A 13,135-nucleotide genomic window follows, 5' to 3' on the forward strand; every position below is an offset into this window, starting at 1 on the left:
GTATGATTACTCGAGTATGACAACCGAGCCGTTCTGGAGCTTTAAAGCCCATACAGGCTTCAGCAGCAGCCCTTCTCCCGTCAGCACCGGTAAATAGGCGGGATCCAGACCTGTAACCACACTCTCCTCGTAAGGCTTCAGCTTCGCTTCCAAGGCCTCGCCTCCCGTAAGCTTTACCATCTGTTTCTTCAAAGAGGCCGGCTCGAGATATAACAGCGAGCGCTCATAGGAGGTTACCGTTCCCTGCTGCAAGTCCAATTCCATGACGCCATATTGGAAGCCTGACGTATTCATGATCGGAAATCCGCCGTAGTATTGCTGGAATTTCACCAGTGTCCGATCTTCGGATTCACCCGCTTTAGCCAGCCTGTATGTGCCATTCCAGCCCCCGTGCTGATTCACGAAATCAATGGCGGACAGCACATCCTTGCCGGGACTGCTCTCTCCAGATGGCGGTGCAGCCGGATCGGTATAGCTGATCCATTTCTGTCCCTGGTCTACCTGGAGGCTCCGCTTACTGTCCGTATAAATCTCGGAGCCGTCTTTTTCCCGGATGTTGCGGGTGATGCTCGGGTCAAAAAACAGGCTGCGCTGCATTTGATCAACCGTATATTCCCCGATCGGCAGCTCAATGCTGACCATATTCAGCTCCTTCTCGGGGGTATAATACCGGCCATCCACCATCTTATACGGCGTCCAGCTCAGCCCGAAGTCCACCAGCTGATCCACGTCCTGTACGGTCAAATCCGCCTGGGCGGCTTCATAGACGACATCGCCCTCCGTACTGAAAAACATGACATGGATCTTCGCTTCGCCTTCCACGCTGTACAGCCACATTTTGTTGATGCTTTCCCCTTCAAACAGGGTGTCCGGGACGATTTGCATCACTCTCTGGAGCAGCGTTACCGGAATGCCTGAATCAAAGCTCAGCTCAATGCCTCGATTCTCGGAACGAACCTTGGCCCAATCGATGTTGCTGACCATCCGCCGCTGGAAATTATCAAAGGTCCGGCCTTTAAGCCGGTTATACACGAGATTATAGAACGTATCGTTCGGATAGAACACCGTATGCTTGTCTTCGCCCAGATGAATGACCATTTTGTCGGGAAAGAGCAGATTCTCTGGCTTCTCTTCCGGTCCCATCTCCTCGGTTCGGATATAGGCGTCCTTCGATTGCACAACCGAGTCGCTGCCCGGAAAACGGAAAATCAACACATAACTCTGTACCAAGCTGCCAACGACCAACAGGACCAGCAGCACGGTCTTCAATCGCTCCTTCACGCTAACACCCTCCCCTCATCGTCCAGGGGCAAGGTAAAGGTCACCGTGGTGCCCTTCTCCAATTCGGATTGAAGCGTAATGAAACCTCCATGTGCCCTGACAATTTCCCGGGCAATGGACAAACCGAGGCCCGTTCCGCCCAAATTGCGCGTCCGTGCTTTATCCACCCGATAGAAGCGCTCAAAGATCCGGTCCAGATCCTTCTTCGGAATACCGATCCCGGTATCCTTAACGGATAAGGATAACATGCCTTCCTCCGTTATGCTTGCATCCATGGTGATGGTGCCTCCGTCCGGCGTATATTTAAGGGCGTTGGATATCAGGTTATCGAGAACCTGGTCAATGCCGTCCCGGTCCAGCATCGCCGTGGATACGCCCGGCTTCACTTCGATAATGGTGCGAATATGCTTTTGCTTCATTTGGAAAGAGAATCGGTCCTCTACGTCCTCCAGCATTTCCACGATGTCCGTCCGCTCCTTATGCAGAGCGGCCTCCTTGGAATCCAGCCGGGACAAATGCAGCAGGTCCGTCACCAGCCGGATCATCCGGCCGGTCTCATTCTGGATGACGCCGACGAATCGCGGCCCCATCTGTTTATCCTCCAGCGCGCCATCCTCCAACGCCTCGGTATAACTCTTGATGGTGGTCAGCGGCGTGCGCAGCTCATGGGATACATTCGCCACGAACTCCCGTCGGGATGCCTCCAGCTTCTCCTGCTCGGTAACGTCCTGCAGCACGGCAATCGTGCCCGTGATGCCGATCTCCCGCCGGTGAATCGGCGTGAAGGTCACGCGCATCATGAACGGCTCGCCGCCCTCGCGCGGCGTAATCTCTAGCAGCTTCGAATCATGGCCTTCGCCGCGTGCCAAGGCTTCGGATTCGGATTCTTCCAGGCCCAGCAGGGACACGATATCGTGCCCTGCCAGTTCTTCCCCCTCCACGCCCAACATTTCACCGGCGCGCCGGTTCATCAGGATGACACGCCCCGCCTCATCGGTTGCGATCACGCCGTCGCTCATATTCGTCAGGATCGAAGCAAGCTTCTCCTTCTCTTCTTCGTTCTGCGAGAGAGCTTCGCGCAGACGGCTGGTCATATAGTTGAACGCCTGGCTGAGCTGGCCGATCTCATCGCTGCCGAATACCGGCGTTTTCTCGGTAAACCGGCCATCTGCGACAGCCCGGGCATGCTTGGTCAGCTCCTTGATCGGATGGGTAATCGTATGTGACAGGATTACGCCAAGCACCGCGGTCAAGCCGAGGGCCAAAAGAATGCCCGATATAAAAATATTGTTGATCCGCTGCATCGTGCTGTACAGCTCGCTCATGCTGGCTACGATATATATCGCGCCGACGATTTTCTCGTTGTACATGACGGGCTTGGCCACCACTTTTTTGCGGATATTATCATCGTCGATGATGTACTCTTCATTATCCTGTATTCCCTGCAAGGCCCGACTGACAACCGTCTGCGTGTTCTTGGTGCTCACATAATCGGCGTGGGAGGGCAGCGAGGTGGTCAGCACCCGCCCGGTGGAATCCAGCACCTGAATCTCGGCGCCGTTCAGGTTGAACAGGTTGTTCACCATGACGCGCAGGCTCTCGATCGGATCCTCCTCGGTATCGTTCTCGCCGCCAAGGGTTTTGGCGGCCAAAACCGACATCAGTTCGGCGCGTTCCTGCAAGTCCTTCGTGAAGTTGCTGGTCAGCGAGTTCTTCATCGCACTAACAAAATACACCCCGATCAGCTGCATCGCGATCAGAATGAGAAGGACATAAATGATGATGACCTTCGCCTGGATGGTGCGGAAGAAGGACAGCCACTTCATTACAGGCCTCCGTTTTTCGCGCTGCGCATCAGGTAGCCCAGTCCGCGCCGAGTCAGGATATATTCCGGTTTGCTCGGATTCTCTTCAATCTTCTCGCGAAGCCGGCGGATCGTCACGTCCACGGTTCGCACGTCGCCAAAGTATTCAAAGCCCCATACCGCCTGCAGCAAATGTTCCCGAGTCATCACTTTGCCGGCATTACGGGCCAAATAATAAACCAATTCATATTCGCGGTGCGTCAGATCGAGCGCTTCCCCGCTTTTGTATACCATGTACATGTCCGTATCAATAAACAGCTCAAACAGCCGCAGGCCTTGTCCGCCTGCACTTGTGCCGCCTGTGTTATCCGCCGAGTTATCCGGCTTCTGCTGACGTCGCAGATGCGCCTTCACGCGTGCGAGTATTTCTCTCGTGCTGAACGGCTTCGTCACGTAATCATCCGCCCCGAGCTCAAGCCCAAGCACCTTGTCGATCTCTCCGTCCTTCGCCGTCAGCATGATGATCGGGATCTGCAGGTTAGCGGCACGTACCTCGCGGCACACGTCCATTCCGTCTTTGCCGGGCAGCATCAAATCAAGCAGCATCAAATCCGGCCGCTGCGTGAGCGCAATCTCCACGGCGCTGATGCCGTCAAAGGCGCAGATGACCTCATAGCCCTCTTTTTCCAAGTTAAACTTTAAAATATCGGCGATGGGCTGTTCGTCATCCACCACCAGAATGGTTCCCTGCATCTTCCTGTTCACCTCATACCTTCTTAAAGAGGATGTTCAAAAAGTCCCTTTTTGAACTCACACTTAAACGGTCTTCTTTTCATTTTACCACACCTGCCGCCGCTACACACCCACTGGTCCGCCATTCGGAGAGCGGCAGCGATCGCCTTTGGATTCGGAAAATCTCATCGAAAGCGGCATTCCTATTTTCCGAATTCAACAGCGACGGAGGAGGACACCGCTTGCGACACCACGGCAGACTATTTCCCGTTCTGTCCCACATCCCCACCCAAATCACCGCCTCCCTACGGCCGTCCCGATTCAGGGGGCGGCCACCCCCTTCGCAGCTTCGCTGGAGTGCACGGGAATGGCTCGACGGATAAGGGAAATACCCTCTACCGCAGCATGCGGTGTCATTCGGAGAGCGGCAGCGATCGCCTTTGGATTCGGAAAATCTCCTCGTAAGCGGCATTCCTATTTTTCGAATTCAACAGCGACGGAGAAGGACACCGCTTGCGACACCACTGCAGACTATTTTCCCGTTCGGTCCCACATCCCCAAATCACTGCCTGCAAGACGCAAAGATGGCCGCCCCCGTTAAGGAGCGGCCATCTTCACTTTTATGATATATGAACCAATAATGGCTTATGTCGCATTGGTTTACCTAGTATAACACAGAACTACAGATATTTCATCGGATTTTGGGCGACTCCATTTTTTTGCACTTCGAAATGCAGATGCGTTCCGGTGGAACGGCCCGTATTACCCATGACGCCCAGCTTGGAGCCTTGTCCAACAGACTGGCCGTTGCCGACGGAAATCTTGCTCATATGCCCATACAGCGTGCGATATCCATTGCCGTGATCGACAATGACGACGTTGCCGTAACCGCTCTGCTGACCCGCGAAGACCACTCTTCCGGAAGCCGCTGCCATAATGGTGCTTCCGCCAACCATATCAATACCCTCATGGCTTCTTCCCCAGCGATGTCCGAAGGAGCTCGTAATGCGCGCCCCGCTCACCGGCCAAGCGAACATGCTGCCGCTGGACTTCTGGGTCACCGCTGCCGCTTTTTTCTTTGGTGCTACCTTGGTGCCTTTATACACAACTTCCGGCAGCGATTCCTGAACCACCTCTTGGCCCGTCCATTGCTTGGAGATGACCTTGCCGTTCTCTTTGGTCACGATGTAATCCACCGTCTTCACGCCGTCCCGTCCGGGACGGACAACCTTCCGTTTGCCCAGCGCGAGCTCGCTGCTCTTGCGAACGATCGTCTCTGGTTTGCTCGGCTGCTTCACCGACACCGTCTCCACCGTTCTGACCGTCAGCGGCGCTTCCGGCTTCGTCACCTGCAGCTCGGCCCCGATCTGAACGTATTTCTCTTCGAGCCCGGGATTGAGCGCCATGACGTCAGCAGACTTCATGCCAAAATGCTGTGCGATCGAGGAAATCGTATCTCCCTCTTTCACCGTGTACACCACCGGCTTGTCCTTCGTGCCGGTCAGCACCTTGACCGCTTCTTCCACGTCCAGCACCTTGTTCGGGTCAGCCTTCGTGTTGGCAAGCGAAATCTTCTCCTTGATGTCCACGGACTCGAGCCCGCTTGCGTCATCCTTCTTCTTGCTCGATGCCGATGCGGACGTTCTCGTGAAAGCGACTCTCTGCGTCTTCTCCTTCTGCGCAGCAGCCGGAGCGAACTTCAGCTTAGCCGCTTCGACGGCAGCCTTGGCCGTCTGTTGATCCTTCACGATCGCCACCGTCTTGCCATCCACCTTCAGCTCCACGCCGCGGGCATATGCTTTCAGCATGCCATCCAGCTTATGAAGCGTCTCCTCGCTGTTCACGACCGGTTTATAGGAACGGTCGGCCTTCGTGGTGATGCCGTCGGTATGAAGCACCATGGGCACATCAGGGTACTTCTCCTGATATTCCTTTTGCTTCGCTTTCAGCAGCTGGTCAAGTTGGGCATCTTCTTGAATGGTACCGATCGATTTCCCATCGACATACACATGATAGAACGGAATTGTATTCGCGTTCACGTAAGCTTTTCCGCCGGTATATATCGATCCTGCTATGAGCAATACCCCTGCCGACATCCAAATCCATCTGCGCGGTGATGTCCACCCCCGCTTTGGCGGATTCGACGACATTGGGGACTCCTGATTTGAGTTGTGATTGAGGGTAGACTGATCGGCCGCTTGCTTGCGCAAGATGCTGTCCATCCACCGTTTCCCCTTAGAACCTTTCATGTCTCTCTCCTTTAAGCCTTGTCCATATGTAAGAATCCGTTATTCGTTCATCTGAACTTGCTGACTTAGCATTGAATGTGACACAACCTGTCAAAAGGTATCAAAATTTTAACCTTTTCGATCTTCGTATACTTTAACATAGCCTTTACAATCATTTCAAGTTTACGAAAATAGCGAAAAACCCGCGCCCCGCGCGGGTTTCCTGATATTTTCCAATATGGGGCTTTTGCATGTCGGTGACAAAACGGTGACAGAGCCTGCCTGAAACCCGTCATACCGTTATTCTTTGAGCATGGTGATCAGTTTATCGAATTCTTCCGGATTCAAATATTTGGATATGCCCTGCTCGATCTCCGCAAGCTCCGCAGCGGTCAGACCGTCCTCCATCGCCTCAGAGATCTTCTGCATTTCGGATTGGGGCAGCTTGTTCATCAGCATGGTGAAAATCTCTTCCTTCTCCTCCGTTGGCAAACGGTCCTTCCGGTCCACGATGTCCCCCGGTGTCATGACAATCTCCTGATCTTCCAGGGAGGAGTCGCCAGACTCTGTCGTATTCGTGCCCATGACGGGCAGGGAATTATCCGGTGCCTCTTCATCGTTCGAAGTCTCCCCTGACGTTCCCGTTGATCCTGAACTCGTCTCTTCGTCCTCCTTGGCCCCTCCATTCGTTTCGGTTCCGGCTTCCGATACATCGTCCGCAGCGCCCTGATCTTCTTCCAACTGGCGATTGCCCTTCGCGGCATTGACGCTGCCCGCATCCGGCTTGGTGCCGGAGCCCACGCCCAGCATCGACTTCATAATACCTCCCACCCCCATCGGCTCCGCTTCCAGCTGAATATTAAAGCTGGATAACACCGATTGAATATAGGCATTCACGACGATGCCCGTGGTCACAATCGTAAGCGTGCTCACCAGAATGGCGGTCAAGCTGATTTTCAGCAGCCATTTCATCCACTTCATCCGTATCTCCTCCTTCCTCATGCATGCTGCAATGACATGACGATGATTGCTTTCTTTTTCCAGTATTGACCGCTCGGGATCGCTTCAATCGTGGGGATCGCCAATTTTTCTACTTCGATCTGATATATTTCATGATTCGGTTCCTTTTAGGCCACACTACTTCCATGCGATAGAGCGCTCCATCGACCGCACCAGGGAATGTATGATACATATATAGTCATTGGAACGCTTATGAAGGAGGTCAATCTAGCAATGATTCATATATTGATCGCAGATGACGACGCGCATATTCGAGAGCTCCTGCTATATCATCTTCAAACCGAAGGATACACGGTATTCACTGCAGCTGACGGGGAAGAAGCTTCTGCCCTTTTGGCGGAAGAACAGGTTCACCTGGCTGTCGTGGATGTCATGATGCCGAACAAGGACGGGTATCAGCTCTGCGAAGAAATCCGGCGTTATTATGATGTTCCCGTCATTCTGCTGACCGCCAAGGATCAGCTTGTAGACAAGGAGAGAGGTTTTGCCGTCGGCACGGATGATTACTTAACCAAGCCGTTTGAACCAAGGGAGCTGCTGTTTCGAATCAAAGCCCTGCTGCGGCGGTATCAAATGGTCAGCGCAGACAAAATCCGTCTGAACGAAACGACCATCGACCGCAAAAGCTACGAGGTTCAAGGACACGGAAAGGTACTGATGCTGCCGATGAAAGAGTTTGAGCTGCTCTCTCAGCTTGCGAGCTATCCGGACCGGACATTCTCGCGCGAGGAGCTGATTCAGCTCATCTGGGGAACGGATTTTGACGGAGATGACCGGACCGTGGACGTTCATATCAAACGACTCCGGGAACGCTTCGCTGACCGAAGCGGCGATTTCCGGATACGGACCGTCCGGGGCGTAGGATATAAATTGGAGGGGGCGCCGCAGTGAAAACCCTCTATTCGCGCATCGTCCTCACCACCATCGCCATCATGGTGATCAGCAGCTTGATAGCTTTTGTGCTGTCTAATCTGTACTACCAATACAATCTCAAGCCCTTTAACGATCAGAAGGTCACCACCATGGCCAAGGATATCGGGGACTTTTATGACAGCCACCCGGAGACGGACATCCATGATTATCTCCATCACATCGGTCAGCTCGGTTATCAATTCTATTTGGTGAACGATCAAGGCAAGGAGTGGTTCTACGGCGGCATGTTCCGTGAACAGGACCTCTCGCCCGAAACGGTGCGGCAAGTGCTGAACGGGAAGGTGTACCATGGCATTGCGGAGTTTCCGTCGGAGCTGTTCATTACCGGCTTTTTCGACAATGTCCTAAGCAACTCCATCGGCATCCCCATACAGGTAGAAGGCAGCCCTCACGCACTCTTCCTCAGGCCCGATATTACCGTCCAGTTCGGGGAGATGCGTATCTTCTTCTCCATCATTATGGTCATTGCCATCCTGCTGAGCATCCTGCTTGTCGGCATTATTACGCGCTATATCGTGAAACCGATCGTGAAGTTAACCGAGGCCACCCAGAGCGTGGCGCAGGGCCAATATGACATTAAGCTGAACGTTACCCGGCGTGACGAGCTGGGGCAGCTTGCTGACCATTTTTCCCAGATGGCCAAAGGGCTAGCGCAGTTGGAGCAAATGCGTCAGGAGTTTGTATCCAATGTCTCGCATGAAATCCAGTCGCCGCTGGCCTCCATTCAGGGCTTCTCGCAGACGCTGCAAACCAAGCGCTTGTCCGAGGAACAGCAGCAGCATTATTTATCGATCATTGAGGCGGAGAGCCGCCGGATGTCGCAGCTCAGCAAACAGCTGCTTATGCTGGCATCCCTGGATAAGGAAGAGAACATTCTCGATAAATCCACCTTCGACGTGGCCGAGCAAATCAAGCAAGTGCTGTTCCACACCGAATGGAACTGGCGCAGCAAAGATTTGACCATCGATATGTCGCTGCCGCCGACCTATGTCTACGGCGATCAGCAGCTGCTGCATCAGGTATGGACGAACCTCATCACCAACAGCATTAAATTCACCGCACCTGAGGGCGCCATCTCCCTGCGTGTGATCGAACACAACACACAATGCCGCATCGAGATCTCCGATACGGGCATTGGCATTCCGCAGGAGCATCTGCCCCACATCTTCAACCGGTTCTACCGCGTGGATGAGGCCCGCGACCGCTCCGAGGGCAGCAGCGGATTGGGTTTATCCATTACCCAGAAAATTGTCGAACTGCATGGCGGACGTATTGAGGTCACGAGTCAGCCTGGAAAGGGAACCACCTTCACCGTGATCCTTCCTAACGTATAATGCTGCCTAATCTCAAGTTCATGCTCTGTTCATATTCCATTCCTATACTTGGGGCATATCCCGCAGAGATTAAAAACCGAGGGATGTGCTGCTTAATGATCAGGAATGGAGATGAGAAACATGTTTCTTGCACTGCGTGAACTTCAACATGCGAAGCTGCGCTATCTGCTGATTGGCTTCATTATGGTACTGATTGCCTGGCTCGTCCTGTTCGTCACGGGATTGGCCCAGGGTCTTTCCTCCGATAACGCCTCTTCCATACAAAATATGAAAGCCGACTACCTGGTGCTTCAGGAGGAGTCCGATCATCGGATCAATCGTTCCGTACTAACCGGCGAGATCTGGAACGAAGTGCAGAGCCGCCCGGGTGGAAACCCGGCCACTCCGCTCGGAGTACACATGAACACCTTGACCAAGGAAGGCTCCTCAGCCAAATTCGATGCGGCTTTTTTTGCCATTGATGTGGAGAGCATGCTGGCACCCCGAGTCGTTGAAGGCACCATGATTAGCAATACGGATGCCGACCTTGTGATGGCCGACCGCTCCTTGAAAGAGGACGGGTACCGGCTGGGCGACCGGATCGTGGATCAGGCTACAGGCGCCACGTTTACGATTGCTGCCTTTACGGAGGGACAATCCTTCAGTCATGCCCCGGTCATTCACATGAACTTTGAGGGGTGGAAGACGCTTCAGCCAAACCCGGCGAAGCCAGCGCCTATCTATAATGCCATCGCTTGGAATGGAACTCCGGAGCAGAAGGAAGCCTTGGTCCGGGACGTATCCGGCATCGAGATGATCACGAAAGAGGAAGCCCTGCAGGGGATTCCCGGTTTTCAGGAGGAGCAGGGTTCTCTCATCATGATGATTGTGTTCCTGTTTGTGATTGCAGCCTTCGTGCTGGCCGTGTTCTTCTACGTCATGACGATTCAGAAAATGAATCAGTTCGGGGTCCTGAAAGCCATCGGCGCGGGGACCGGCTATCTGGTGAGGAGTCTGATCTTTCAGGTCCTGACCCTCACCATCGTCAGTCTTGCGATCAGCATCGGCTTGACGTACGGGGTTTCGCTCCTGTTGTCCGGCATCGTGCCGTTTTCGTTAACGCCTTCGGTCGTTCTGCTCTGTTCCTTGCTGTTCCTGGCGGTTTCCCTGATGGGATCGCTATTATCGCTATATCGGGTCATCAAGATCGATGCAATCGAAGCTATCGGGAGGGCTGCATAATGACATCATCCAAGCTGTTGATGGATCAGGTAAGCAAAGAATTCGGTGACGGGGACACCTCAGCTAAAGTACTGGACAACATTTCACTGGATATCAAGGGTGGGGAATTTGTCGCGGTGGTCGGACCTTCCGGGTCGGGCAAAAGCACCTTTCTCTCCATTGCCGGGGCACTGCTATCCCCTACCCGGGGACGAATATGGATGGGCGATCAAGAGGTCACCCGGCTCCCCGCCAAACAAATGAATCAGCTGCGGCTGCGCCATATCGGATTTGTCTTTCAATCTTCCAATCTCATTCCGTATCTTACGGTCCGCGATCAGCTGCTCTTGATGGCCAAGCTGGCTAACCAGCACGGCCAGGAGCCGCAGCGGCGGGCAGATGATCTGCTTCACCGGCTGGGCTTGTCGCATCGCAAGTCTCGGTATCCCGAGAGCCTGTCCGGCGGCGAACGGCAGCGGGTTGCCATTGCCCGGGCATGGATGAACGATCCGGAGCTCATATTGGCTGACGAGCCGACGGCAAGTCTGGATTCCGAGCGCGGCCGGACGGTCGTTCAAATGCTCGCCGATGAGGTGAAGCTGCGCCGGAAAGCTGCCATCATGGTCACGCATGACAAGCGCATGCTGGATCTATGTGACCGGGTCGTCTATATCGAGGACGGCAAGCTGTCCGAACGGACGCAGCCGATTGTGTTGTAGCATGACAAAAACCGGATTCATCCCTAGGCAACCTAGTCGATGAATCCGGTTTTTTACTATGCTGGACCGCCGTGTACCTTGTCCAGCGCTCAAGAAGGCCATACGTCTATTCGAAGGTTCGTATGGCTTCTGTCCCCCCTACATGGATCTGACTGCATTCATCCGCTGTTTTTAGCCCCAATTCCAAATGATCAGCGTGCTGCCCTCTATGTCTATCTCCATTATAGGGTGGATGGGCGGATGACTAGGGGATAATATTCTTTAGCTGAAGGGACAAATTCTTCTACCTATTGAACAGCGATGGTATGCTCGAAAGCCATCTCCTATCCCGGATCTTCTACAGCCATAAAAAAGCCCGCCGAACCCTATCTTCGGCGGGTGTATTTCACATAACTTAAAGTTGAACTTTCACTCTCTCTATTCTTGGTCCAACGCTTGATTACTTCTCATAAATCGGCAGCACTTGATTCGTCTGCTCCCGGTTGCGGCCGACGGAGAAGATGGCAATCGGAATGCCGGTCAGCTCGGATACCCGCTCAACATAACGGCGAGTGTTCTCAGGCAGATCCTCCAGCGTCTTCGCGCCGGTAATGTCTTCGCTCCAGCCCGGCAGCTCTTCATAGATGGCTTCGCACTCGGCTAACATTTTCAAGCTGGCCGGGTAGTGCGTAATCTCCTCACCGCGGAATTTATATGCGGTACAGATCTTCACGGTCTCCAGTCCGCTGAGCACGTCCAGCGAGTTCAGGGACAGGCCGGTAATTCCGCTTACGCGACGGGCATGGCGCACAACTACGCTGTCGAACCAGCCTACGCGACGAGCACGCCCGGTTACCGTGCCGTACTCATGTCCTTTTTCACGGATATATTCGCCGATTTCATTATCCAGCTCCGTCGGAAATGGTCCGTCTCCTACACGCGTCGTATAGGATTTGGCCACGCCGATGACCTGTTGAATCTTCGACGGCCCTACGCCGGAACCGATGCAGACGCCGCCTGCAGAAGGATTCGAAGACGTAACAAACGGGTACGTCCCTTGGTCGATATCCAGCATGACGCCCTGCGCGCCTTCGAACAATACCTTTTGATTCTCATCGATGGCATCATTCAAGACAACGGAAGTGTCGCGCACATATTTACGAATAACTTCGGCGTACTCCAGGTATTGCGTTAGAATCTCTTCAACATCAAGCGCTTCCCCGCCGTACACCTGGGTAATCACTTGGTTCTTCTCCTTCACCAGATGGCGAAGCTTCAATTCGAACTCTTCCGCATCCATCAGATCTGCGATCCGGATGCCGTTGCGTGCCGCTTTATCCATGTAGCAAGGGCCGATCCCCTTGCGCGTTGTACCGATTTTGTTCGGACCTTTGCGGTCCTCTTCCAGAGCATCCAATACCATATGATAAGGCATGATAACATGAGCACGATCGCTGATTACCAGATTGTCGGTGCTGAACCCGTTATCATGAATATAATTAATCTCTTCAATGAGTGCAGCCGGGTTAACGACCATACCGTTACCGATTACACAGGTTTTATCTTTATAGAATACTCCGGATGGAATCAAGCTAAGCTTGAATTTTTTACCGTCAATCAGAATGGTGTGGCCGGCATTGTTGCCGCCTTGGTAACGGGCTACCACGTCGGCGCTTTCCGCCAAATAATCCGTGATTTTCCCTTTCCCTTCATCTCCCCATTGTGTTCCCACAACGACTACCGTTGACATATTCATTCCTCCGCCCGGGCTGTTACACCCTTATGATTTCGCGTAACACTGATGAAATAAATCTCTGCAAGCTGATTATAGTTCAACCTCACTGCACTAAAGCAGCAATACCAGTGTAACAGTCCCCATTTTTAAAGTCAAATACAAAAACGAAC

The 13,135-nt window shown here is 53.4% G+C and carries 10 protein-coding genes; 4 read left to right on the forward strand and 6 right to left on the reverse strand.

All coding sequences use genetic code 11. The annotated features are described in order from the left end of the window. Nucleotides 1–6: 6 nt before the first annotated feature. The 5 genes from yycH to MHI43_RS31905 all read right to left on the reverse strand — a co-directional run bounded on the left by yycH (nucleotide 7) and on the right by MHI43_RS31905 (nucleotide 7,026). A complete protein-coding gene (gene yycH / locus MHI43_RS31885) occupies nucleotides 7–1,281 on the reverse strand; it encodes a two-component system activity regulator YycH (RefSeq protein ID WP_036659561.1) in 1,275 nt (424 codons plus the stop codon). Then, nucleotides 1,278–3,107, reverse strand: a complete 1,830-nt coding sequence (gene walK / locus MHI43_RS31890; protein ID WP_015738098.1) for a cell wall metabolism sensor histidine kinase WalK — start codon at nucleotides 3,105–3,107, stop codon at nucleotides 1,278–1,280. Before walK ends, yycH begins: the two co-directional genes overlap by 4 nt. Then, nucleotides 3,107–3,838: a response regulator YycF gene (gene yycF, locus MHI43_RS31895; RefSeq protein WP_009591483.1), complete on the reverse strand. Its 732-nt coding sequence runs from the start codon at nucleotides 3,836–3,838 to the stop codon at nucleotides 3,107–3,109. The genes walK and yycF overlap by 1 nt, the downstream gene beginning before the upstream one ends. 659 nt (nucleotides 3,839–4,497) lie before the next feature. After that, nucleotides 4,498–6,039 (reverse strand): peptidoglycan DD-metalloendopeptidase family protein, encoded by a 1,542-nt coding sequence (locus MHI43_RS31900; protein ID WP_235201601.1) that lies wholly within the window; start codon nucleotides 6,037–6,039, stop codon nucleotides 4,498–4,500. Between the two features lie 306 nt (nucleotides 6,040–6,345). Then, entirely contained in the window at nucleotides 6,346–7,026 is a 681-nt protein-coding gene (locus MHI43_RS31905) for a hypothetical protein (RefSeq protein ID WP_015738101.1), read from the reverse strand. Nucleotides 7,027–7,278: 252 nt separating this feature from the next. On the opposite strand from MHI43_RS31905, the gene MHI43_RS31910 reads away from it, so the two are divergent. From MHI43_RS31910 to MHI43_RS31925, 4 genes are all read left to right on the forward strand, one after another. Continuing rightward, nucleotides 7,279–7,956: a response regulator transcription factor gene (locus MHI43_RS31910; RefSeq protein WP_015738102.1), complete on the forward strand. Its 678-nt coding sequence runs from the start codon at nucleotides 7,279–7,281 to the stop codon at nucleotides 7,954–7,956. Next, nucleotides 7,953–9,332: a HAMP domain-containing sensor histidine kinase gene (locus tag MHI43_RS31915; RefSeq protein WP_015738103.1), complete on the forward strand. Its 1,380-nt coding sequence runs from the start codon at nucleotides 7,953–7,955 to the stop codon at nucleotides 9,330–9,332. Before MHI43_RS31910 ends, MHI43_RS31915 begins: the two co-directional genes overlap by 4 nt. A 120-nt stretch (nucleotides 9,333–9,452) precedes the next feature. Beyond that, nucleotides 9,453–10,553 (forward strand): ABC transporter permease, encoded by a 1,101-nt coding sequence (locus MHI43_RS31920; protein WP_015738104.1) that lies wholly within the window; start codon nucleotides 9,453–9,455, stop codon nucleotides 10,551–10,553. Beyond that, nucleotides 10,553–11,251: an ABC transporter ATP-binding protein gene (locus MHI43_RS31925; RefSeq protein WP_036659563.1), complete on the forward strand. Its 699-nt coding sequence runs from the start codon at nucleotides 10,553–10,555 to the stop codon at nucleotides 11,249–11,251. Before MHI43_RS31920 ends, MHI43_RS31925 begins: the two co-directional genes overlap by 1 nt. A gap of 439 nt (nucleotides 11,252–11,690) precedes the next feature. Here the strand turns inward: MHI43_RS31925 and MHI43_RS31930 are convergent, their stop codons facing one another. Further along, nucleotides 11,691–12,980 (reverse strand): adenylosuccinate synthase, encoded by a 1,290-nt coding sequence (locus MHI43_RS31930; protein ID WP_009591501.1) that lies wholly within the window; start codon nucleotides 12,978–12,980, stop codon nucleotides 11,691–11,693. Nucleotides 12,981–13,135: the final 155 nt, after the last annotated feature.

The organism is Paenibacillus sp. FSL H8-0457, from assembly GCF_038051935.1.
GTDB classification, from domain to species: domain Bacteria; phylum Bacillota; class Bacilli; order Paenibacillales; family Paenibacillaceae; genus Paenibacillus_AQ; species Paenibacillus_AQ lautus_A.

Excerpts from the sequence above, each read along its gene's own strand:
- MHI43_RS31925 (WP_036659563.1), top strand. The coding sequence starts at position 10,553 with ATGACATCATCCAAGCTGTTGATGGATCAGGTAAGCAAAGAATTCGGT.
- MHI43_RS31905 (WP_015738101.1), bottom strand. The coding sequence starts at position 7,026 with ATGAAGTGGATGAAATGGCTGCTGAAAATCAGCTTGACCGCCATTCTG.
- MHI43_RS31930 (WP_009591501.1), bottom strand. The coding sequence starts at position 12,980 with ATGTCAACGGTAGTCGTTGTGGGAACACAATGGGGAGATGAAGGGAAA.
- MHI43_RS31920 (WP_015738104.1), top strand. The coding sequence starts at position 9,453 with ATGTTTCTTGCACTGCGTGAACTTCAACATGCGAAGCTGCGCTATCTG.
- walK (WP_015738098.1), bottom strand. The coding sequence starts at position 3,107 with ATGAAGTGGCTGTCCTTCTTCCGCACCATCCAGGCGAAGGTCATCATC.
- MHI43_RS31910 (WP_015738102.1), top strand. The coding sequence starts at position 7,279 with ATGATTCATATATTGATCGCAGATGACGACGCGCATATTCGAGAGCTC.
- MHI43_RS31900 (WP_235201601.1), bottom strand. The coding sequence starts at position 6,039 with ATGGACAGCATCTTGCGCAAGCAAGCGGCCGATCAGTCTACCCTCAAT.
- yycF (WP_009591483.1), bottom strand. The coding sequence starts at position 3,838 with ATGCAGGGAACCATTCTGGTGGTGGATGACGAACAGCCCATCGCCGAT.